This is a genomic window from Ensifer sp. ENS02, assembly GCF_014851885.1.
Taxonomy (GTDB): domain Bacteria; phylum Pseudomonadota; class Alphaproteobacteria; order Rhizobiales; family Rhizobiaceae; genus Ensifer; species Ensifer adhaerens.
Genome location: NZ_JACVAO010000006.1, coordinates 1 through 20447 on the forward strand (window position 1 = coordinate 1; position 20447 = coordinate 20447).

Here is a 20447-nt window from a genome sequence, read left to right on the forward strand (position 1 = left end):
GACGGCCCTGTCCAGCGGAACGAAGACCATTGAGCCGATCGGCAAAAAAGGCCGGTCAGAACAAAACCGAACCCAAGGAAAGCCGCCAACTCAAGGCGTTCTGCCCCTTGCGTTCTTTCATTGGAGAAGTCCATGCAGCCGCGTTTCAACTTCGTTCAAGCCGCTCCCGATGCCTACAAGGCCGCGGCCGCCTTCGACAGCTACATCGTCAAGGAATCCGGCCTGGAGCCGCGCCTGATCCACCTGATCAAGCTGCGCGCCTCGCAGATCAACGGCTGCGCCTATTGCATCGACATGCATGTGAAAGAGGCGCGCCACACCGGTATGAGCGAGCAGTGGATTCACCTGATCTGCGCCTGGCGGGAATCGCCGATCTATGACGCGCGTGAGCGCGCCGTGCTCGCTTGGACGGAATCGCTGACTAACCTTGCCCAGACCGGCGCACCCGACGCGGATTTCGAGCCGCTGCGCGCGCACTTCAGCGAGGCTGAAATCACCAAGATCACCATGGCGATCGGCGTCATCAATGTCTGGAACCGTGTCGCTGTCGGCCTGCGCTCGCAGCATCCGGTCGATCAGCCGGTCAAGGCCGCCTGATATCGCGTGAGGAACTTCCAGCTAGCCCCGAGGTCCGCTTCGGGGCTAGCTGCTCTGCATCCTAGAGCATCCGCGTTCAGATGAACGCACGGCGTTCTAGAGCGCGATGTAACGATCAGCGCGGTGGTTGATGGCCACGAACAGGTTCAAGACGACAGCACCGAGCACCGACCAGGCAACGACGGTGGGCGAGGTCACGCCGAAGGCGAAGACAAGCACCACCATGTCGATCGCAAGCTGCACGAGGCCGGCGCGAATGCCGAAGCGCTCCTGCAGATAGATGCCGAGAATACCGACGCCGCCGAGGCTGGCGCGGTGGCGGTAGAGCGCAAGCAGGCCGTAGCCGAGCAGAAGTCCGCCGAGCAGGGCCGCCCAGGCTGGCTGGATCGTGCCGATCTGGAAAAGGCGCGACTGGATGTCCGTCAGGAACGAGGTCACGCCAATGGCGATGAAGGTCTTGACCGTGAAGGCCGGGCCCAGCCGCTTCAGCGACAGGTAGAAGAACGGCAGGTTGAGCAGGAAGAAGGCGAGGCCGAAATTGATGCCGAAGGCATAGTGCAAGAGGAAGGCGACGCCCGCCGTGCTGCCGGTCAAAAGGCCGGCGCTTGCGAGGAAATAGAGGCCGAGCGCCGCAATCAGGCTGCCGGTAAAGATGCCCTGCAGGTCCTCGACGGCGGAGTGCCGGGTCGGGCTGGTGTTCCAGAGACCGAAAACGCTGCTGATCTGGGCCATGGCAAATCCTCGATTGCGATGGCTTGAGCAATGCTGCAATGCACAACAACAATCAAGAAAAATATGTCAGTTATGCTGACCTATTTTTGCGACTCTGCCTTGCGTTTTATGCAGGCTTGCGCGCCAGCAACAGGATGCCGAAGACTGGCTCTCCCGCATCCATGCGGATGACCGTGTGCTCCATGGCCACAAGCTTCAGTCCATGCGTTGCGCAGAGGCCGCGGACATAGGTCTCGCTGTGAGCGTAGCGCAGCGACGGCCGCAGCAGGAACTCCTCCCCCTCGCCGGCGTCCTCTACCGAGAACGCAAAATAGCCCTGAGGGGTGAGCAGGCGGGTGGTGATGTCGAAGACACTGTCGAGATTGCCGAGATACATGAGAACGTCGGCGGCGCTGACGAGATCGGCTCGGGCGGTGGCGAAGTTGCCGAAGATGCCGGAAACCTCCGGCGAAAGAGAGAGATCGGCGCGCGCCAGCCGATCGTAGGTGGATTTCGCCTCGGCCTTGGCGAGCATGTTGATGGAGATGTCGAAACCTTCGAGGAACTGTGCCTGATCCCGGATGCGCTCGCCGAAGAGGCCGGTGCCGCAGCCGAGATCCGTCACATGCTCGAAGATGAGGCCTCCCGTGTGGCTTTGCCCGATATGACTTTGAATGAGGGCTGCGAGCTTCTGCGGCACGGTGTAGCCGAGCTTTTCCACCAGGGCCTTGTCGAAGCGATCGGCATAGTCGTCGAAGAGGCGCTCGACATAGAGGCTCGGGGGCTGTTCGGGCATGGCCGCAGCGCCAAGCAGAGCCAGTTTGAGGCCGGCGCCGAAGATATCCTGGGGGCTGAGCGCCAGCGTTTTCCTCAGCGCTTCGATCGCCGCCTCTTTCCGGCCAGATTTTTCTTCATAGTCCGCGAGCCGAAACCAGCCGGCTGCCCAGTTGGGTGCCTGTTCCAGCGCTTGCGCCATGAGTTCGGCCGCACTTGCGGGCTCGCCGCCCTCGGCAAGCATTTTTGCGTAGTCGGCGCGGCGGTCGGCGATCAGGTCGCCGGAGGAGAGCTGGTTGAGCGTCATCAATGTGAGATGTTGGTTGCGATTAGCGCTTCTGACGCCGGATGCCGCAAAATACAAGCGGAATCTGGCGCGATCGGAAGCGCGGGCCGTGCCCGCCGGGGCCGGTGACTTGCGACGCTGCCGATCGCGGCTTATGTGAAGACAAACAGGAGAAGTTCGCTGATGTCGGACGGAATGAACAGATTCTTGGGTGACTCGCCGCTGCGTGTGCTGGTCAAGCTCATCGTGGTGTCGATCCTCGTCGGCTTCGTGATGAGGATGTTCGGCTGGTATCCGACCGATATCTACTTCGCCGTCCGCAACTTCCTGCTCGACCTCTGGTACACCGGCTTTGCAGCGCTTGGTCGGGTGGGCGACTATCTGCTGCTCGGCGCCGTGATCGTCGTGCCGGCCTTCGTCATCCTGCGCGTCCTGAACTTTCGGCGTTGACGATGCAGGACCGCCTTCTTCTGATCGAACGCCGCGGCCTGCTGCGTGCGACCGCCATCCTCTGGCTCGGCGCCCTTGCCGGCTGCACGACGTCCAAGGTGCTGATGCCCGAAAGCGGCACCGGCAGCGACCAGACCGCAGCGAGCCTCGGTTATGTCAACAAGCTGCGCAAGGGCAAGGGCCTGACCGAGCTCGTCGCCGACCATGCGGCGTCCGTCGCTGCGATGAACCAGGCGGCGCGCATGGCCAAGGCCGGCAAGATGCAGCACCTGATCGGCTGGAACGACAGTTTCTACGACCGCATGAAGGGCCAGGGCGTGACGCTTCCGGCCGCCGAAAACATCGCCGTGGGCCAGGACGATGCCGAACGCGCCTATGACGCGTGGTACAGGTCGCCCAAGCATCTCGAAAACATGCTCGGCAATTACCGTGGCCTGGGCGTTGCCGTCGCGCAGAACGCAGCCTCCGGCAACCGTCCGTTCTGGGCGATGGTACTTTCGGGCTGATAGCGTCCGCATTCGTATGGAACTGCGCCCCTCATCCCCCTGCCCGGACCTACTCCCCGCAGGCGGGGAGTAGGAGGCTTGCCGCGCCCTTCCAATCCACTGTGACTGATATCCGGACTTTCCTTCGATCGATGCCGGGGGTGACGTTGCGTTCGCCACGTCCCTCTCCCCGCTTGCGGGGGAGAGGGCTAGGGTGAAGAGCTCTTGCCGCATTGGGACGTTTTCGCCGAGCTGCACGACGCGCTTGCATCCCCCCATGCTCATTCCCTAAAACGGTCATCTCTCACCTACCACGCCCGGACCGTTCGATGACCGCCTCTTCCGCCTCGCCGAGCGACGCTGCCGGCCCGTTCCATGTCACCCATCGGCTGATCCTGGCGATCGCGCTGCCGATGACGCTCGGCTTTCTGACGACGCCTTTGCTTGGCCTCGTCGATACTGCCGTTGTCGGCCGCATGGGGCAGGCAACCTTGCTGGCGGGCCTTGCCGTCGGCGCCATCCTGTTCGACCTGATCTTCACCAGCTTCAACTTCCTGCGGGCAGCGACCACGGGCCTGGTTGCCCAGGCCTATGGCCGCGGCGACCGGCGCGAGCAGCAGGCGGTGTTCTGGCGCTCGCTGATCATCGCGCTCGTTTGCGGCACGATCAGCCTGCTCGTTTCGCCGGTGCTTTTGTCCGGCGGCCTCTGGCTGATGGGACCGGAGCCTGAAGTGGCTGATGTCACCAGCACCTACTTTCTCTGTCGCATCCTTTCGGCACCGGCGGCGCTTGCCAACTACGCCATCCTTGGCTTCGTGCTCGGCCGCGGCGAAGGCACCATCGGGTTGATGCTGCAGACGCTGATCAACGGCATCAACATCGTGCTGTCGATCCTGCTCGGCCTAGTGTTCGGCTGGGGTGTGATGGGGGTGGCGCTGGCGACCGTTACCGGCGAGGTGATCGGGTCTCTCGCTGGCTTTGCCATCGTCTATGGCCGTTTCGACAGAAAGGATGCGCCAAGCTGGGCCGAGATCTTCGATCGCGAGCGGCTGAAGCCGCTCTTCGGCCTCAACCGCGACATCATGATCCGCTCGTTCCTGCTTCTGGCCGCCTTCACGCTGATGACCCGCATCGGCACCGCCTTCGGGCCTGTGACGCTTGCCGCCAATGCGGTGCTGATGACAATCTTCCTCGTTGCCGGCTACTATCTCGACGGCCTTGCCAATGCGGCGGAACAGCTCATCGGCCGCTCGATCGGCGCCGGTTACCGCCCGGCCTTCGACCGTGCGCTGCGGCTGACGGCGGCCTGGTCGCTGGGGCTTGCACTGGTGACGACCGTTGCCTTCCTGCTGTTCGGCGGCAGGCTCATCGATCTTCTGACGACGGCCCCGGATGTTCGCGCGGCGGCTTACGAATATCTGCCCTGGGCGGCAGTGACGGCGATGACCGGCGCGCTCGCCTTCCTGATGGACGGCGTCTTCATCGGCGCCACCTGGTCGCGCGAGATGCGCAACATGATGCTGGCGGCCTTTGTCGGTTATGCCGCAGCGCTCGCCGTGCTGGTCCCCGCCTTCGGCAATCATGGCCTGTGGGCGGGGCTCAACCTGTTCCTGTTGATGCGCGGGCTGTTCCTCTTGTCGCGGATCCCGATGAAGGCGCGTCAGACGTTCCTGCCGGCCCAGTAGTCGAGACGGCTGTCGCGGATATCGCGGATCGAGGTGAGACGCTCGCGCTCACAGAGATCCGAGAGGCCACGTACGATGCGGCCCGGCAGGGCAGGGCCCTCATAGACCATGCAGGAATAGAGCTGAACCAGATCGGCGCCGGCGCGGATCTTTTCGGCCGCGGTTTCGGCCGAGCTGACGCCGCCAACGCCGATGATCGGCAGCTTCGGGCCGACACGCTTGCGCATGCGGGCAAGCACCGCCGTGGACTTTTCAAACAGTGGCTTGCCCGAGAGGCCACCGGACTCCTTCGCTTGGGCCTGATCCTTGAGGCCGTCGCGCGAAAGCGTCGTGTTGGAGACGATCAGGCCGTCGAGATTGTGTGCCAGCACTTCGGCAGCGATATCGTCCATGCCTTCTTCGGTGAGATCGGGCGCAATCTTCAGGAAGACGGGAACACGGCGATTGCTGCGCAGCGCCTCTTCGTCGCGCGCGGCAAGCACCGCCGACAACAGGGCGGCGAGGCTTTCGCGCGCCTGCAGGTCGCGCAGACCCGGCGTGTTCGGCGAGGAGATGTTGGCGGTGAAATAGCGGGCGACCGAGTAGAACGTATGGATGCCGCTGACATAGTCGGCGATGCGGTCGGCGCTGTCCTTGTTGGCGCCGATATTGACGCCGATCAGCGCATCGCGCGAACAGGCCTTCAGCCGCGCCAGCGCTGCGCCATGGCCTTCATTGTTGAAGCCGAGGCGATTGATCACCGCTTCGTCCTCGACCAGGCGGAAAATGCGCGGCTTGTCGTTGCCTGCCTGCGGCTTCGGCGTGACGGTGCCGATCTCGGTGAAACCGAAGCCGATCTTCAGAAGTGCTTCCGGCACCTCTGCATTCTTGTCGTAGCCGGCCGCCATGCCGATCGGGTTCGGAAAAACGATGCCAGCGACTGTCTGCGCAAGCCGCTTGTCGGCCCTGGCGGGACAGTTCGGCACGAGCCCGGTCTTCAGCGCCTTGATCGAAAGGCCGTGCGCGGCCTCCGGATCGAAGAGGAAAAGGCCGCGGCGGGCAAGGCTGGTCAGCGGGTTCATGCATCAAGTTCCGGGAAGATATGCGCGCCGTCGGCGCCGAGCGGCAGGGGCTTTTCCCAGAGAACGGCCGACAGGAAGAGGGGGGCATAGAGATGTGGGAAGAGGGCGCCGCCGCGCGAGGGTTCATAGACCAGCTCTTCGCCAAGTGCGTCGCCGTCGACGGCGACCAGAAGCAGGTCTTCCTGTCCCTCGAAGTAGCGCGCTGCCGTCTCGACCACCTGTTCGCCGGTCGAAAAATGGACGTAACCGTCGGCGAGATCGACCGGCGCGCCGTCGAAGCGCCCGCTGCGCTTGGCTTCCTGCCACAGCAATGCCGGAACGATTTTGTAGATGATGGAACTCATGGTGCCCGTCTGTCCCCGTAATCTTCTGTCGTGGCCTTGCCGTAAATATCGGCGATTGTCCATCGCAGAAGGACGACGATTCGCGCATAATCGGCGGTGAAGACCGATTTCGCTCTTCTCGTTCGCGCGCATGTGATGTTCCGACAAGGATCGTAACGGAGAAGATGTCATGAAAAACGCTGCTGCCATACTTCTGTTCGGTACCGGATTGGCTCTGGCCGGCGGCGCCAGCGCGCAGGATCCGTCCCCCGGACGCTACAGCATGCAGAAGTCCGACACCGGTATCGCCCGGCTCGATACCCAGACCGGCGAGGTATCGCTCTGCCAGGAGAAGGACGGCCAGTTGGTGTGCCGCATGGCCGCCGACGAGCGGGCCGCTTTTGAACGGGAGTTGGACCTCCTGACGAAGCGGGTCGATGCTTTGGAAAAGGCGGCCAAAGCCGGTGAAAGTGTCGCAAAACAGGACCTTCCGGCTGAGGAAGAGATTGACCGGGCAATGGGCATCATGGAAAGAATGATGCGTAGGTTCATGGATATCGTGAAGGATCTCGAAGGCAGCGACCCCGCTCAGGAGCCGCAGAAGACCTGAGTTTCCGGATCGGCCATGCGGGATGCGGATCGGCGCGTGGGGGCGTGCAGATTTCAGCCCGGGCTCTTGGGAGGGAGCAGCATGACACCGGACATGACCATCATCATCGCGGACGACCATCCGCTGTTTCGGGGCGCAATGCGCCAGGCACTGAGCGGCGTGGACGGCGCGCCCGCCATCGTCGAGGCCGGCGATTTCGCAGCCGCGCGCAAGGCGGCGGCCGACAACCCTGACGCCGATCTCATGCTGCTTGACCTGACCATGCCCGGCGTCAGCGGGCTTTCCGGCCTGATTGCACTTCGCGCCGAATTTCCGAGCCTGCCGGTCATGGTGGTTTCCGCCCATGACGACCCGGCGACGATCCATCGCGCGCTCGATCTCGGCGCGTCCGGCTTTCTTTCGAAATCGGCCGGCATCGAGGAAATCCGCGAGGGGATCGAGAAGGTGATGGCCGGCGAGGTCTTCGTTCCCGCGGGCTACGACCAGGCCCAGGAATACGAACCCGAGGTCGCCGATCTGCTTCAGCGCCTGCAAACGTTGACGCCGCAACAGTCCCGCGTGCTCAGCATGCTCGGCGAGGGCCTGCTCAACAAGCAGATCGCTTACGAACTCGGCGTCTCCGAGGCGACGATCAAGGCGCATGTCTCGGCGATCCTGCTAAAGCTCAATGTCGACAGCCGCACCCAGGCGGTCATCCAGCTTTCGAAGATCGGCACCGTCGCCGCCGCCTGATGCGGCCGGCCTTGGCTTTGTGATTTTCTCTCGTCCCAGGCGGCCCCACAACGTGGGAGCCGTTCATTCCGCAGCCGTTCGTGCCGCTGTCGAAAGTTGCGTCAGCCAGGCGCGCATCGCCGCCGGGCGCACCGGCTTGTTCTGGATCGCGATGCCGTCGCGTTCGGCCGCGGCGCGCACTTCCGGCGAGCGGTCGGCCGTCACGAGCAGCGCCGGCGTCGCTTCGCCGGTCGATGCCCGAATGCGGGCGACCGCCTCGATGCCGGTCCCGTCGTCGAGGTGATAATCGGCGATGACGGCGTGTGGCTTCTCGCCGGGCTGCATGCCGAATTCGGAACAGGCAGAAAGCGATTCCGCCGTACTGACGATACAGCCCCAGCCTGACAGCAGCACCCGCATACCCTCGAGGATCCGCGGTTCGTTGTCGATGCAGAGCACCCGCAGGCCGTTCAGCGCCTCGCTTGCCTTGCTCTGTGGCACCGGACGGACAGCGACCCGATCGCCGGCGCTGGCATCAAGCGGCAGGGTCACCTTGAAGCCCGTGCCCTTGCCGGGAGTCGATTGCAGGCTGACGGGATGGTTGAGCACGCGCGAGATGCGGTCGACGATCGAAAGGCCGAGCCCAAGACCGGACGCCGTGCGGGCGCCTTCGTCGAGCCGGGCGAATTCCTTGAAGACGGTGCGGAACTTCGACTGGGGAATGCCGATGCCGGAATCGAGCACCTCGATCGTCGCCATGGCGCCATGCCTGCGCACCCCGACGAGCACCTTGCCGGCCAGGGTGTATTTGATCGCGTTGGAGACGAGGTTCTGGACGACGCGGCGCAGCAGGTTCGGATCGCTGCGCACGACGAGCGATGTCGGCATGATAATGAGTTCGAGATCCTTGGCCCGCGCCATCGGGGCGAAATCGGTCTCGATCCTTCTGAGCAGCTCGTTGAGCGGAACGGACTGTATCCGCGCCTTCATGGCGCCGGTGTCGAGGCGCGATATGTCGAGCACGGCGCCAAGGATGGCCTCGACCGATTCCAGCGAGGAATCGATGTTTTCGACCAGCGTGCTGTTGTCGGACTCGCCGAGCCGCTCGACGAGCGACGAGGAATAGAGGCGGGCGGCGTTCAGCGGCTGCAGGATATCGTGGCCGGCGGCGGCGAAGAACCGCGTCTTGCCGATATTGGCCTCTTCCGCGGCCGCGCGCGCCTCGGCGAGCTCCCGGTTCACCCGGGTCAATTCGCCGGTGCGCTCGGCCACGCGCAGTTCCAGTGTCTCGTTCGCCTGCTTCAGCGCCATGTCGGCGGCGACGCGCTGGGTGATGTCGGTATAGGTGGTGACGATGCCTTTGTCGGGCATGGCGTTGGTGCGCACTTCGATGATGCGCTCGCCGTTGCCCAGTTCGAGCAGGAAGGGTTTGTCGAGCGTCAGGAAGTTGGCGATCAGCCCCTTTTCCTGATCCTTGCGAATATCGCCGCGCTTGGTGAGGATCGAGACGATATCGGCAAGCGGGAAGCCGACCTGGCCGGCTGCCTCCGGCAGGTCGAGAAGCTGGCGGAAGCGCCGGTTCCAGATGATCAGGTTGTTGGCGTTGTCGAAGACGGCGATGCCCTGGTCCATCTGCGAGAGCGCAGTCTGCAGCATATCCTGATTGTATTGCAGCGCCTCACTCGCCTGGTCGAGCAGCCAGGCCGTCTCGGACGATGTGTCGTCGCCGCGCTGCAGCGCCAGGGAAAGCACCAGCCGGGCGGAGGACGAGCCGATGGCGCTGCCGAGCAGTTGCTCGGAGAAATGCACTACGGCCATGTCGGCTGGCGCATTGTCGTCCAGCCAGCGGCCGGTCTGGCGCTCGTACGTATGGAACGAGCGCTGCATGCGCTCAGCACCCATGTAACGGGCGATCGTCGCCTTGAGGTCGCGCACCGTGACCTTGGTCTTGCGGCCGCGAAAGGCGCCTTCGGTTCGCGACCGCCGGGTGATGAACACGCCGGCCTGGAAGCGTTCGATCGGCTTCGGTGTGCGGGTCAGCGATCCGAGAACATAGGTGGCGCAGTTGACGAGCAGGCTGAGCGCCGTCGCGTTGACCAGCGGATCGGCGTTGGGGCCGGAGAAGAGGTCGGTGAACGGCAACAGGAAGCTTAAGATCGTCGTCGCCACATGGGAATTGTCGGGTCCGCCAAGGCTCGGCAGGAAGAGCAGATAGGCCCAGACGAGGAAGCCCGAGACCATGCCGGTGATCGCGCCGCGGGCATTGGCCTGTCGCCAGATGAGGCCGCCGAGCAGCGCCGGCGCCATCTGCGAGATGGCGACGAAAGACAGAAGGCCGAGCGAGGCGAGGCCGGCGCTGATATCGGCGGAGCGGTAGTAGCCATAGCCGAGCAACAACACCACGAAGATCGCCGAACGGCGAATGTTGAGCAGCGTTCCCGCGAGGTTTTCCTGCAAGCCGCCGCGCTGGCTGAGGTTGCGGCGCAGGAACACCGGCATGACGATATCGTTGGAGATCATGATCGACAGCGCCACGGATGCGACGATCACCATCGCGGTCGCTGCCGAAAAACCGCCGATGAAGGTGATCAGCGTCAGCACCGGCAGGCCGTTGGCGAGCGGCAAGGTCAGCAGGTAGAGATCCGCGTCGCCGGAACCGGAAAAGGTGAGGATGCCGGCTATCGCGATCGGCAGCACGAAGAGATTGATGCCGATCAGGTAGAGCGGAAAGAGGATGCCGGCGGTGCGAAGCTCGCCTTCGGTGCGGTTTTCGACGACCGTCACGTGGAACTGCCTGGGCAGCATGATGATCGCGAAAGCCGACGTGACGATCAACAGCACCCAACGGGCGATAGGGGTCTCGTAGGAGAGCGCCGACTGCACGGCGGGGCTCTCTGCAGCCAGCGACCACAGGTGAGCCGGTCCGTTGAAGATGACGAAGACGATGTAGAAGCCGGCGGTGACGAGCGCCACCAACTTGACCAGCGATTCCATCGCGATCGCAAGGATCAGGCCGTCCTGGTGCTCCGTTGCGTCCGTATGGCGCGTGCCGAAGACGATGGCGAAGCAGGCGAGAAACAATGTGACGAGCAGGGGAAGATCGACGTAGCTCTGCCCGGCGCCGATGCCGTAGTCGCTGGTGTTGATCATCGCTGCGACCGAGCTCGAAATCGCCTTCAGCTGCAGCGCGATATAGGGAATGGCGCCGACCAGCGAGATCAGCGCGACGATGGCGGCCACCGCCGGGTTCTTGCCGTAACGCGCGGCGATGAAGTCGGCGACGGAGGTCAGCTTCTCGGTTTTGGCAAGGCGGATGATCTTGCGGATCAGCGGCATGCCGAGCGTGAACATCAGGATCGGGCCGATATAGATGCCGGTGAACTCGAGTCCGCGTTCGGCAGCAAGGCCGATGCCGCCGAAATAGGTCCAGGAGGTGCAATAGATGGCAAGGCTCAGCGCATAGACGAGCGGTCTGCCCTTCAGCGCAGCGCTGTTCCTCCTGGCCCGCCGGTCGCCATAGCTAGCCACTGCAAACAGCAGCAGCAGATAGGCGAAGGCCGAGGCAAAGATGACCGAACCCGAAAGCATGCCTCATTCCTCCAGGGCGGAGCATAGGACAAGTCCGCCGGGTTGAGAATTGCCTGCCGCATGAGTCTTAAGTTCAAGGCTCGACACGAGAAATCGGTGTACAGCACAGGCTGCCTTCCCGTTCCTGCTCCATCCGCTGCCAATTGACCAAAGGCAAAGAAAGGTTTTCTCGCTGCCCGCTTTGGTTTAGTTTCCGTAAACGCTTGCAGCGCGGGACAGCGCCGCCAGCCGTTTTCAAACGGGGATAATACGGAGAGATTTATGCTGAATGAGTTCAAGGAGTTTATTGCCCGCGGGAACGTGATGGATCTCGCGGTCGGTGTCATCATCGGCGCCGCCTTCAACAAGATCGTAACGTCGGTCGTCGAGGACCTGGTGATGCCAATCGTCGGTGCGCTGACCGGCGGCGGTTTCGATTTCTCCAATTATTTCCTGCCGCTCTCGGCGAACGTGACGGCGACGTCTCTCGCCGCCGCCCGTCAACAGGGTGCCGTCTTTGCCTATGGCAACTTCATCACCGTGCTCATCAACTTCCTGATCCTTGCCTGGATCATCTTCCTGATGATCAAGGCGGTGAATCGCATGCGCGCTTCGATGGAGAAGAAGAAGGACGAAGCACCGGCCGCGCCCCCGCCGGAAGACATTCTGCTTCTCGGTGAAATCCGCGACCTGCTGAAGCAGCGCGCGTGATTTTCCTCGCGGCCCTGGCTTCGCCGGGGCCGCGAAACATCACAAAAATCGATAAACCGGTCAGATAAAGTCGCGTGATCGCCTTGGCGAAAGCGGCTAGAAGCAACGGGCAAGCTGGAGCGGTCCATGTCGCTCTAGTCCATTGGAATCTTTTACGATGATCTAAAGGCCGCGGCCTTTAACGTCGTGCATCCGGAGCCCGCCGATGACCATCCTCAGCACCATCAGTCCCCGTGCGCTTTCGGCACCTGAAAGCGGCATCGTCGAGGTGGTGAACTATGCACGCGGGCGCGATGGCCTGATCCCGCTGTGGGTCGGAGAAGGCGACCTGCCGACGCCTGCCTTCATCAGCGACGTTGCGCGCGATGCGCTTGCCGGCGGCGAGACCTTCTACACCTGGCAGCGCGGTATCCCGCCGCTGCGCGAGGCACTGTCGCGCTACTATCAAAGGCGCTTTCAGAAGTCGCTTTCGCCCGAGAATTTCTACGTCGTCGGCTCCGGCATGCAGGCGATCAAGCTCTCGATCGAGGCGATCGCCTCGCCCGGCGACGAGATGGTGCTTCTGACGCCGGCGTGGCCGAACTTTGCCGCCGCCGCCGATCTCTCCGGCGTTCGCCCGGTCTCGGTGGAGCTTCGTTTCGAACACGGCAAATGGCAACTCGATCTCGATCGGCTGCAGGCGGCGATCGGTCCGAAGACCAAGGCGCTGTTCATCAACACGCCGTCGAACCCGACCGGCTGGACCGCGACCCGCGAGGAGTTGGCCGCGATCCTGACGCTGGCGCGCAGGCAGGGGCTCTGGATCATCGCCGATGAGATCTACGCGCTCTATTATTATGGCGGCGCCCGCGCGCCGTCCTTCCTCGACGTGATGGAGGAAGGCGACCGCATCCTCTTCGTCAATTCCTTCTCGAAGAACTGGTCGATGACCGGGTGGCGTGTCGGCTGGATCGTGGCTCCGCCCGCGATCGGCCAGGTGCTCGAAAACCTGGTGCAATACTCGACCTCGGGTGTCGCCCAGTTCATGCAGCGCGGTGCCGTCGTGGCGCTCGACGAGGGCGACGCCTTCGTCGATGCCAATGTCGCCAAGGCGGCGAAGAACCGGGACGTCTTCTGCGACGCGTTGATCGCCACCAACCGGGTGGAAACGCTCAAACCCGACGGCGCGCTCTATGCGTTCCTGAAGATCGACGGCGTCACCGATTCGCGCGCGGCGGCGATCGACATCGTCGACAAGACCGGCGTTGGCCTGGCGCCGGGAACGGCGTTCGGCGACGGCGGCTCGCTGTTCATGCGCGCCTGCTTCCTGCGCGATCCGGACCATGTGAGGGAAGCGGCGGACCGTCTCCAGGGTTACATTCTCGGGCGCTGACGGCCGTAGATTGAAAGAGCGAGGCGGCGACGTTATTCGTCGCCGGTTTCGCCAAGCAGCTTCTGCTCATGAGCGATCGCGTGGCCGATCAGCCGCGCCCAGATGTCTTCGTAAAAATCAGGATCGAGGTTGACGCGGGCAGCGTTCTTGCGGGCATTCTCGCGCACTTCCATCACCCGCGCCGGAATGTCGGCCTTCAGTTTCAGCGGCGCCTTGATCTCGGCCGCGCGGTCAATATAGCCCCAGCGCTCGGCAAACAGCGCCATCAGCGCCTGGTCGAGACGGTCGATCTCGGCACGCACGTCGGCCATGGTTTCGCATTGCGCGGGGGTTTTCTGCATCTGTCTCGTCCAATTGCCTGGATGCGGCCAAGCGCGGGCCCAGGATGTTCGAGCGTCCCTCGGCTCTCAGCAAGCGGGGCGCTTCTGCGGCGCACTGCTAACAAACGGCGAGCTATCTTGGAAGGGGCAACAGGGTCGCAGCCGGCGACCCTTGAGGTGGTCACCTCAGCAGGCGATCGTTTTGCAGGGGAGGAGGGTGCGGTCCTGTCTCCGTCTGCGGCGATCGCCTGCTGACGTGTTAAGGGAAGTTAGCTGGCCAAGCTTGAGCGAGGCTTTTTAGAACGGGATGAGGAAAAGTGTCTGCGGTTTTCCGCCCGCATCCCGCTCCAATGGATCGACTACGTTCCGATCATCAGCTTGATCGCAAGGCCGACGAGGGTGACGGCCGCCACCCCCGCGCACCAGAGGCCAACGAACCAGAGAAGCTTGCGGCCGGTTCCTGTTTCGCTGGTCAATGGTAGCCCTCCTCCGGATCGACCTTGCCGCGGAACACCCAGTAGGAATAGGCGGTGTAGGCGAGAATGATCGGCACCAGCACCAAAGCGCCGGCAAGCAGGAAGGAGAGGCTTTCTTCAGGCGCGGCCGCGTCCCAGATCGTCAGCGAAGGCGGCACCATGTAGGGGTAGAAACTGATGCCGATGCCGGCATAGCCGAGCACGAAGAGGCCGAGTGCGGCAATGAACGGCCGGCTGTCGTGGCGCTTGCGGATACCCGTGATCAGCGCATAAAGGCAGCCGAGAACGAGCGCCGGCACGACGACGCTGAAGATCGCCGTCGGATAGCCGAACCAGCGGTCCAGATACTGCGGCTCCAGGAACGGCGTCCACAGGCTGACGATGCCCATGGCGGCGACGGTGGCGAAGGAGCATTTGAGCGCGAGGTCGCGGGCCCGGTCGGCAAGGTCGCCGTGGGTCTTCATCACAAGCCAGGTGGCGCCGAGCAGCGCATAGCCGACGACGACGGCGATGCCGGTCATGATCGAGAACGGCGTCAGCCAATCCCACCAGCCGCCGACATAGGCACGGTTCTCGACCGGGATGCCCTGGACGAGGGCGCCGAGCGTGATCCCTTGCGCGAAGGCGGCCAGCATCGAGCCGCCGGAGAAGGCCCAGTTCCAGAGATATTCGGCCCGCCGCGTGCGCCAGCGATACTCGAAGGCGACGCCGCGGAAGATGAGGCCGATCACCATGGCGATGATGGGCGCGTAAAGTGCGGGCAGGATGGTGGCGTAGGCCAGCGGAAACACCGCCATCAGGCCGCCGCCGCCAAGAACCAGCCAGGTCTCGTTGCCGTCCCAGACCGGGGCGACGGAATTCATCATCACGTCACGGTCGTGCTTCTCCGGGAAGAACGGGAAGAGGATGCCGACACCGAGGTCGAAGCCGTCGAGAATGACATAGGCGAGCACCGCAAAGGCGATGATGCCGGCCCAGATGAACGGCAGATCAAACTCCATGATGGCCTCCCTTGGTGTTCGCATGGCTGCTGTGGATGGCGGGGCCCGGCATGATGCCGGAACTGCGCAATGGTCCTTCGCCGAGTTCCGGCATCGGATCGCGCGGCAATCGCGCCATCAGCCGGAGGATGTAGAAGGTGCCGGCACCGAAGACGAAGAAATAGACGATGATGAAGGCGATCAGCGAGGCAGCGACCGCGGGTGCCGCGATCGGCGCCACCGAGTTTGCCGTCAGCAGATGGCCGTAGACGGTATAGGGCTGACGGCCGACTTCGGTCGTGACCCAGCCTGCGAGCACGGCGACGAAGCCGGCGGGCCCCATGGCGATCGCGGCACGGTGCAGCCAGACATTGCTGTCGAGCGTGCCGCGATAGCGACACCAGAGCGACCAGAGCCCGATGCCGAGCATGGCGAAGCCGATGCCGACCATCACCCGGAATGACCAGAACACGATACCAACAGGCGGGTGAAGTTCTTCCGGGATCGTATCGAGACCGGCAAACGGCGCGTTCAGATCATGCTTCAGGATGAGGCTCGAAAGCTTCGGGATCTCGATCGCGTAATCGACGCGCTTTTCAGGCGAGTTCGGAATGCCGAAGAGGATGAGCGGCGCGCCGTCCGGATGGCTCTGGTAGTGCCCCTCCATCGCCATCACCTTGGCCGGCTGGTGCTCCAGCGTGTTGAGACCATGCATGTCGCCGGCGAAGATCTGGATCGGCGCGACGATCGCCGCCATCCACATTGCCATCGAAAACATCTTTCGCGCCCGCCGCGGCGCCGTCTTGCGGATGAGGTGCCAGGCGCCGCAGGCGCCGACGACGAAGGCGGTCGTGAGATAGGCCGCCAGCACCATGTGGGTGAGGCGATAGGGGAAGGAGGGGTTGAAGACGATCGCCCACCAGTCGACCGGGACGAACTGGCCCGCCTCGTTCATCGCGAAACCGGCCGGCGTCTGCATCCACGAGTTCGCCGAAAGGATCCAGGTGGCCGAGATCAGCGTGCCGACGGCGACCATGACGGTTGCCAAGAAATGCAGCTTCGGCCCGACGCGGTTGAGGCCGAACAGCATGACACCGAGGAAGCCCGCTTCGAGGAAGAAGGCGGTCAGCACCTCGTAGCCCATCAGCGGCCCGATGATCGGCCCGGCCTTGTCGGAAAAGACGCTCCAGTTGGTGCCGAACTGATAGGACATGACGATGCCGGAAACGACGCCCATGCCGAAGGCGACGGCAAAGATCGTCTTCCAGAAATTGAAGAGTTCGAGATAGACCTCGTCCTTCTTCCACAGCCACAACCCTTCGAGCACCGCGAGGTAACTCGCAAGCCCGATGGAAAAGGCGGGGAAGATGATGTGGAAGGAAACGGTGAAGGCGAACTGGAAGCGAGCGAGCAGGGTCGCATCGAAACTCTCAAACACGGGCGCAATCCTTTCAGACACGCGGATGCGACGCCTCACGGAAGCGTAGGCCGCAATGCTCTGGCTGCTGCATCATTTGTCCGGTGACCGATCGTCGATCAGGGAACCTGTCTTGGCCTCTGGCCGAGGCAAATCCTGGGGTTGCACCGGCTTTTCAGCATGCACTTGAATCTGCGCCAAATTTGCCAAACGTCAATGACAGCGCGTCCGCCACGTTGTCACACTGCGGCAATGTTGCGCTGCGGCATATTGGCGAAAGGTGAGCGGGATATCAGCGGCGCGCGAGATAGGCCTCGGCCAACTCCGTCCAGAAAGCCGCGCCGATCGGCAGCAGGTCGTCGTTGAAGTTGTAGCCGGGGTGATGCAGCGGCCTGTCGTCGTCGCTGACCTTCGAGCCGAGGAAGAAGTAGGTCCCCGGCCGCTCCTTCAGCATATAGGCGAAATCCTCGCTGCCCATGAAGGGGCGGGCGAGATCGACCACCTTGTCGGCGCCGGCGAAGCGGACCGCGAGATCGCGGACGAAGTCCGTCTCGGCCTTGTGGTTGATCGTCGCATCGTAGCTGCGCTGGTAGTCGACGGTCGCGCGCATGCCGAAGCTCGTCGCCTGCGCCTCGGCGATCATGCGGATGCGGCGTTCGAGTTCGTCGCGCACATCGGGCTCGAAGGAGCGGATACCGACGACGATCTCGGCGCGTTCGGGAATGATGTTGCTGGCCGAGCCCGCATGGAAGGCGCCGACGGTGACCACAGTCGGATCCATCGGATGGATGTTGCGCGAGACGATCGATTGCAGCGCCATGACGATCGAGGCGCCGCAGACGATGGGATCTGCTGTTTCCTGCGGCTCCGCGCCATGCCCGCCGCGTCCATGCACGGTGATGCGCGCCTCGTCGACGGCGGCCATGATCGGGCCCTCCCTAAGGGCGAACTGGCCGAAAGGCAGACCCGGCTCGTTGTGAAGCGCGAACACGGCGTCGCAGGGAAACTGATCGAACAGGCCCTCGTCCATCATGATCTTGGCGCCGCCGAAATTCTCCTCGGCCGGCTGGAAGATCAGGTGGATGGTGCCGTCGAAATTGCGCCGCTCGGCAAGCGCGCGGGCAGCACCCAGCAGCATCGTCGTGTGGCCGTCGTGGCCGCAGGCATGCATGAGGCCCGAGGTCTTGCTGGCATAGTCCAGCCCGGTTTCTTCCAGGATCGGCAGCGCATCGATGTCGGCGCGGATGCCGATCGAGCGCTTGCCGTTGCCGTTCCTGAGCGTGCCGACGACACCGGTTTTCGCAAGCCCCGTCGTCACCTCGTAGCCGAGACCTTCCAGGTGTTTCGCAATGAAGGCGGAAGTGCGCGTCTCCTCCAGTCCGAGTTCCGGATGGGCATGCAGGTCGTGGCGGATGGCGACGAGTTCCGGCATGGCGTTGGTGATCGATGGGGAAAGCTTCATGTCAGGCACCGCGGGTTGGGATGCGATTTTCGAAGGTGCGGAAGGCCACCACTAGAATTCCGGTGAGGCACATGTAGATGAGTGCGAGCAGCAACAGCGGCTCGTAGGTGAGGAAGGTTTCCTGCCGCACCTTGGAGATGACCGCATAGACGTCGACGACAGTCACGGTCGCGACAAGTGGGGTCGATTTCAGCTGCAGCACCGTTTCGCCGTTGAGCGTTGGCAGAGCCCGATGGATGGCGCGCGGCAGCCAGATGCGGCGGAACGTCGTCCAGCGGCCCATGCCATAGGCCTTCGCCGCCTCAAGCTCGCCGTTCGGAACGCCGGCAAAAGCGCCGCGCATGACCTCGCCCTCGTAGGCCGCAAACGAAATGGTCAACGCCGCCACGCCATAGGGCCACGCTTCGCGCAGGTAAGGCCAGAGGAAGGATTGGCGGATCGCCGGAAATTGCGGGAACAGCGAGCCGAGACCGTAATAGAGCAGCCAGAGCTGCAACAGCAGCGGCGTGCCGCGGATCACGGTACAAAACACCTTGGCCGGCAGTTTCAGGAACCAGGGGCCGGTGACCTGCACGAGGCCGATCGGCACCGCCAGCAGGAAGCCGAGGATGGCGGTGCTGAACAGCATCATCAGGCTGACGAGGATGCCCCAGCCAAGCCGTGGCAGGTAGCGCGGCAGCCAGTCCCAGCGCATGAAGACGGCGACGGCGACGACGAAGGCGGCAAAGACCAGCATCATGAGGATGCGGTGCGGCAGGAAGAAGCTCTTCGCCGTCGGCAGGTCTTCGGGCGTAAACGCAACGGCGTGGGTGGTTTCGTCGGTCATCGGCTCTCCGCAAAACCGCGTCGGGCATGGCGTTCGAGCATGCCGATGAAGACGTTGGAGATGAGCGTCAGCGCCAGGTAGAGCGCGCCAGCCGCCAGGAAGAACAGGAGATAGGCCTTGGTCGTGCCGGCCGCCTGGCGGGTGACCAGAGTCAACTCGCTGAAGCCGACGACGGCGAGAAGGGCGGTGTCCTTGGTGGCGATCAACCAGAGATTGGAGAGGCCGGGAATGGCATAGGGCAACATCGCCGGCAGGGTGATGCGGCGCAGAACCATGGCCGGCGACATGCCATAGGCGCGCGCCGCCTCGATCTGCCCGGCGGGCACCGCCTTGATCGCGCCGCGCAACACTTCGGTCGAATAGGCGCCCTGGACGACGCCGATGACGAAGATGCCGGCCATCAGGCCGCTGATGTCGACCGGGCCAACCGAAAACAACGCCAGAACCTGATTGAGCAGGTCGGTGCCGGCATAATAGAGCAAGAGGATCAGCACCAACTCGGGCACTGCACGCACGACCGTGGTGTAGCATTCGAGCAGATCGCGCAGAACCGGGCCGCCATAGAGCTTGCCGAATGCACCGCCGATGCCGAGCGCCAGGCCGAGCGTGAAGCCGCCGACGGCGATCTGGATGGAATTGAAAAAGCCTTGCAGCAATACGCCGCCCCAGCCGGGTGCTGAAAGCGAGAGCAGGCCCCAATTGATGAGGGAATCCGCAGCCATGCGTCGTCGAGCTCCGATGGCGCCGGCCGGCGATCGCTACAGCGCTGCGGTCTTTGTCAGACGCGACAAGCGCTGCGGCAGTTCGATCGCCGGCCGATCGCGCCTTATCCGCCGTAGATGTCGAAGTCGAAGTACTTCTTCGAGAACGTATCGTAGGTGCCGTTGTCGCGGATCGCCTTGATGGCGGCGTTGATCTTGTCCTTGAGCTCGGTTTCGCCCTTGCGCAGGCCGACGCCGACACCCGGGCCGATCACGGCGACGTCTTCGGCAACGTCGCCCTTGTATTCACAGCATTCCTTGCCCTGGTCGGTCGCCAGAAACGCCTTGAGCGCGATGGCATCCGCCTGCACCGCATCGAGGCGGCCGGCGGCGAGGTCGTTGTTGGCCTCGTCCTGCGTCTGGTATTCCTTGACCTCGACGCCCGCCGGCGCGAAGTGCTTTGCGGCATAGGCCTGGTGGACCGTCGAGACCTGGACGCCGAGCGTCTTGCCCTTCAGCCCTTCCGGCGAGGAGTTCATCTCGACGCCCTTGGTGCCGATGATGCCGGTCGGAGTGTTGTAGTACTTGTCGGAGAAATCGATGGTCTTCAGGCGCTCGTCGGTGATCGACATCGAACTGATGATCATGTCGATCTTCTTCGACGTCAGTGCCGGGATGATGCCGTCCCAGGCAACCGGCGTCAGCACGCATTCGAGCTTGGCCTCGGCGCACATTGCGTTCATGAACTCGACTTCCCAGCCTTCCCATTTGCCGCTGGCGTCAGGCGCTGTGAACGGCGGATAGGGCTCCGCTGCGACGCCGACCTTCAGCGCTTCCGCCGACGCCGCGACGCCGCCGCTCACGGCGATCGCCGCCGCAACGGCCAGGACTTTCAATGCCTTCTTCATGCTGTTCCCCTTTT

20 protein-coding genes are annotated in these 20447 nt (G+C 63.5%); 8 read left to right on the forward strand and 12 right to left on the reverse strand.

The window, feature by feature from the left end:
* The first annotated feature begins 132 nt into the window (after window positions 1-132).
* The gene (locus tag IB262_RS13730) at window positions 133-597 is read left to right on the forward strand and encodes a carboxymuconolactone decarboxylase family protein (protein ID WP_034797125.1); all 465 of its coding nucleotides are present in this window, start codon (window positions 133-135) and stop codon (window positions 595-597) included.
* 96 nt (window positions 598-693) lie between these two features.
* Here IB262_RS13730 and IB262_RS13735 read toward each other — a convergent pair whose 3' ends face one another.
* Window positions 694-1329, reverse strand: a complete 636-nt coding sequence (locus IB262_RS13735; protein ID WP_034797123.1) for a YitT family protein — start codon at window positions 1327-1329, stop codon at window positions 694-696.
* Window positions 1330-1435: 106 nt separating this feature from the next.
* On the reverse strand, window positions 1436-2389 hold the full coding sequence (locus tag IB262_RS13740) for a methyltransferase (protein WP_112974852.1): 954 nt from the start codon (window positions 2387-2389) through the stop codon (window positions 1436-1438).
* A gap of 162 nt (window positions 2390-2551) precedes the next feature.
* Here IB262_RS13740 and IB262_RS13745 point away from each other — a divergent pair, with 162 nt between their 5' ends.
* From IB262_RS13745 to IB262_RS13755, 3 genes are all read left to right on the forward strand, one after another.
* Window positions 2552-2818: a DUF6460 domain-containing protein gene (locus IB262_RS13745; protein ID WP_034797119.1), complete on the forward strand. Its 267-nt coding sequence runs from the start codon at window positions 2552-2554 to the stop codon at window positions 2816-2818.
* 2 nt (window positions 2819-2820) lie between these two features.
* A complete protein-coding gene (locus IB262_RS13750; RefSeq protein ID WP_112974853.1) occupies window positions 2821-3324 on the forward strand; it encodes a CAP domain-containing protein in 504 nt (167 codons plus the stop codon).
* A gap of 308 nt (window positions 3325-3632) precedes the next feature.
* Window positions 3633-4988, forward strand: coding sequence for an MATE family efflux transporter (locus IB262_RS13755; RefSeq protein WP_034797107.1), 1356 nt, complete (start codon window positions 3633-3635; stop codon window positions 4986-4988).
* Here IB262_RS13755 and IB262_RS13760 read toward each other — a convergent pair.
* Both IB262_RS13760 and IB262_RS13765 read right to left on the reverse strand, forming a co-directional pair.
* Window positions 4964-6049: a quinone-dependent dihydroorotate dehydrogenase gene (locus IB262_RS13760; protein WP_060522330.1), complete on the reverse strand. Its 1086-nt coding sequence runs from the start codon at window positions 6047-6049 to the stop codon at window positions 4964-4966. The genes IB262_RS13755 and IB262_RS13760 overlap by 25 nt on opposite strands.
* Window positions 6046-6393 carry a DUF952 domain-containing protein gene (locus tag IB262_RS13765; protein WP_112974854.1) on the reverse strand — a complete coding sequence of 116 codons (348 nt, stop codon included), beginning with the start codon at window positions 6391-6393 and terminating at the stop codon, window positions 6046-6048. The genes IB262_RS13760 and IB262_RS13765 overlap by 4 nt, the downstream gene beginning before the upstream one ends.
* Before the next feature lie 169 nt (window positions 6394-6562).
* Here IB262_RS13765 and IB262_RS13770 point away from each other — a divergent pair, with 169 nt between their 5' ends.
* A complete protein-coding gene (locus IB262_RS13770) occupies window positions 6563-6982 on the forward strand; it encodes a hypothetical protein (RefSeq protein WP_112974855.1) in 420 nt (139 codons plus the stop codon).
* 81 nt (window positions 6983-7063) lie between these two features.
* The gene (locus tag IB262_RS13775; protein WP_034797087.1) at window positions 7064-7714 is read left to right on the forward strand and encodes a response regulator transcription factor; all 651 of its coding nucleotides are present in this window, start codon (window positions 7064-7066) and stop codon (window positions 7712-7714) included.
* 63 nt (window positions 7715-7777) lie between these two features.
* On the opposite strand, the gene IB262_RS13780 is transcribed toward IB262_RS13775, so the two are convergent.
* A complete protein-coding gene (locus tag IB262_RS13780; RefSeq protein ID WP_112974856.1) occupies window positions 7778-11281 on the reverse strand; it encodes a PAS domain-containing hybrid sensor histidine kinase/response regulator in 3504 nt (1167 codons plus the stop codon).
* A gap of 261 nt (window positions 11282-11542) precedes the next feature.
* Between IB262_RS13780 and mscL the strand changes: the two genes are divergently transcribed.
* Together mscL and IB262_RS13790 are read left to right on the forward strand one after the other, a co-directional pair.
* Window positions 11543-11971: a large conductance mechanosensitive channel protein MscL gene (gene mscL, locus IB262_RS13785; protein ID WP_034797082.1), complete on the forward strand. Its 429-nt coding sequence runs from the start codon at window positions 11543-11545 to the stop codon at window positions 11969-11971.
* A 205-nt stretch (window positions 11972-12176) separates the two neighbouring features.
* Window positions 12177-13343, forward strand: coding sequence for a pyridoxal phosphate-dependent aminotransferase (locus tag IB262_RS13790; RefSeq protein ID WP_090295003.1), 1167 nt, complete (start codon window positions 12177-12179; stop codon window positions 13341-13343).
* Between the two features lie 32 nt (window positions 13344-13375).
* Here IB262_RS13790 and IB262_RS13795 read toward each other — a convergent pair whose 3' ends face one another.
* The 7 genes from IB262_RS13795 to IB262_RS13825 form a co-directional block, all read right to left on the reverse strand.
* Window positions 13376-13684 carry a chorismate mutase family protein gene (locus IB262_RS13795; RefSeq protein ID WP_034797078.1) on the reverse strand — a complete coding sequence of 103 codons (309 nt, stop codon included), beginning with the start codon at window positions 13682-13684 and terminating at the stop codon, window positions 13376-13378.
* A 451-nt stretch (window positions 13685-14135) separates the two neighbouring features.
* Window positions 14136-15140 (reverse strand): cytochrome d ubiquinol oxidase subunit II, encoded by a 1005-nt coding sequence (gene cydB / locus IB262_RS13800; RefSeq protein WP_034797073.1) that lies wholly within the window; start codon window positions 15138-15140, stop codon window positions 14136-14138.
* On the reverse strand, window positions 15130-16557 hold the full coding sequence (locus tag IB262_RS13805) for a cytochrome ubiquinol oxidase subunit I (protein ID WP_112974857.1): 1428 nt from the start codon (window positions 16555-16557) through the stop codon (window positions 15130-15132). Before IB262_RS13805 ends, cydB begins: the two co-directional genes overlap by 11 nt.
* A 271-nt stretch (window positions 16558-16828) precedes the next feature.
* Window positions 16829-17998 (reverse strand): M20 aminoacylase family protein, encoded by a 1170-nt coding sequence (locus IB262_RS13810; protein ID WP_112974858.1) that lies wholly within the window; start codon window positions 17996-17998, stop codon window positions 16829-16831.
* A gap of 1 nt (window position 17999) precedes the next feature.
* The gene (locus IB262_RS13815; protein WP_112974859.1) at window positions 18000-18824 is read right to left on the reverse strand and encodes an ABC transporter permease; all 825 of its coding nucleotides are present in this window, start codon (window positions 18822-18824) and stop codon (window positions 18000-18002) included.
* Window positions 18821-19546 carry an ABC transporter permease gene (locus IB262_RS13820; RefSeq protein ID WP_034797065.1) on the reverse strand — a complete coding sequence of 242 codons (726 nt, stop codon included), beginning with the start codon at window positions 19544-19546 and terminating at the stop codon, window positions 18821-18823. Before IB262_RS13820 ends, IB262_RS13815 begins: the two co-directional genes overlap by 4 nt.
* A 104-nt stretch (window positions 19547-19650) precedes the next feature.
* On the reverse strand, window positions 19651-20433 hold the full coding sequence (locus tag IB262_RS13825; RefSeq protein ID WP_034797062.1) for a transporter substrate-binding domain-containing protein: 783 nt from the start codon (window positions 20431-20433) through the stop codon (window positions 19651-19653).
* Between the last annotated feature and the right edge of the window lie 14 nt (window positions 20434-20447).

What these genes read in the sequence shown, in the direction of transcription:
- IB262_RS13730 (WP_034797125.1), top strand. Translation starts at nt 133, where the DNA reads ATGCAGCCGCGTTTCAACTTCGTTCAAGCCGCTCCCGATGCCTACAAG.
- IB262_RS13735 (WP_034797123.1), bottom strand. Translation starts at nt 1,329, where the DNA reads ATGGCCCAGATCAGCAGCGTTTTCGGTCTCTGGAACACCAGCCCGACC.
- IB262_RS13740 (WP_112974852.1), bottom strand. Translation starts at nt 2,389, where the DNA reads ATGACGCTCAACCAGCTCTCCTCCGGCGACCTGATCGCCGACCGCCGC.
- IB262_RS13745 (WP_034797119.1), top strand. Translation starts at nt 2,552, where the DNA reads ATGTCGGACGGAATGAACAGATTCTTGGGTGACTCGCCGCTGCGTGTG.
- IB262_RS13750 (WP_112974853.1), top strand. Translation starts at nt 2,821, where the DNA reads ATGCAGGACCGCCTTCTTCTGATCGAACGCCGCGGCCTGCTGCGTGCG.
- IB262_RS13755 (WP_034797107.1), top strand. Translation starts at nt 3,633, where the DNA reads ATGACCGCCTCTTCCGCCTCGCCGAGCGACGCTGCCGGCCCGTTCCAT.
- IB262_RS13760 (WP_060522330.1), bottom strand. Translation starts at nt 6,049, where the DNA reads ATGAACCCGCTGACCAGCCTTGCCCGCCGCGGCCTTTTCCTCTTCGAT.
- IB262_RS13765 (WP_112974854.1), bottom strand. Translation starts at nt 6,393, where the DNA reads ATGAGTTCCATCATCTACAAAATCGTTCCGGCATTGCTGTGGCAGGAA.
- IB262_RS13770 (WP_112974855.1), top strand. Translation starts at nt 6,563, where the DNA reads ATGAAAAACGCTGCTGCCATACTTCTGTTCGGTACCGGATTGGCTCTG.
- IB262_RS13775 (WP_034797087.1), top strand. Translation starts at nt 7,064, where the DNA reads ATGACACCGGACATGACCATCATCATCGCGGACGACCATCCGCTGTTT.
- IB262_RS13780 (WP_112974856.1), bottom strand. Translation starts at nt 11,281, where the DNA reads ATGCTTTCGGGTTCGGTCATCTTTGCCTCGGCCTTCGCCTATCTGCTG.
- mscL (WP_034797082.1), top strand. Translation starts at nt 11,543, where the DNA reads ATGCTGAATGAGTTCAAGGAGTTTATTGCCCGCGGGAACGTGATGGAT.
- IB262_RS13790 (WP_090295003.1), top strand. Translation starts at nt 12,177, where the DNA reads ATGACCATCCTCAGCACCATCAGTCCCCGTGCGCTTTCGGCACCTGAA.
- IB262_RS13795 (WP_034797078.1), bottom strand. Translation starts at nt 13,684, where the DNA reads ATGCAGAAAACCCCCGCGCAATGCGAAACCATGGCCGACGTGCGTGCC.
- cydB (WP_034797073.1), bottom strand. Translation starts at nt 15,140, where the DNA reads ATGGAGTTTGATCTGCCGTTCATCTGGGCCGGCATCATCGCCTTTGCG.
- IB262_RS13810 (WP_112974858.1), bottom strand. Translation starts at nt 17,998, where the DNA reads ATGAAGCTTTCCCCATCGATCACCAACGCCATGCCGGAACTCGTCGCC.
- IB262_RS13815 (WP_112974859.1), bottom strand. Translation starts at nt 18,824, where the DNA reads ATGACCGACGAAACCACCCACGCCGTTGCGTTTACGCCCGAAGACCTG.
- IB262_RS13820 (WP_034797065.1), bottom strand. Translation starts at nt 19,546, where the DNA reads ATGGCTGCGGATTCCCTCATCAATTGGGGCCTGCTCTCGCTTTCAGCA.
- IB262_RS13825 (WP_034797062.1), bottom strand. Translation starts at nt 20,433, where the DNA reads ATGAAGAAGGCATTGAAAGTCCTGGCCGTTGCGGCGGCGATCGCCGTG.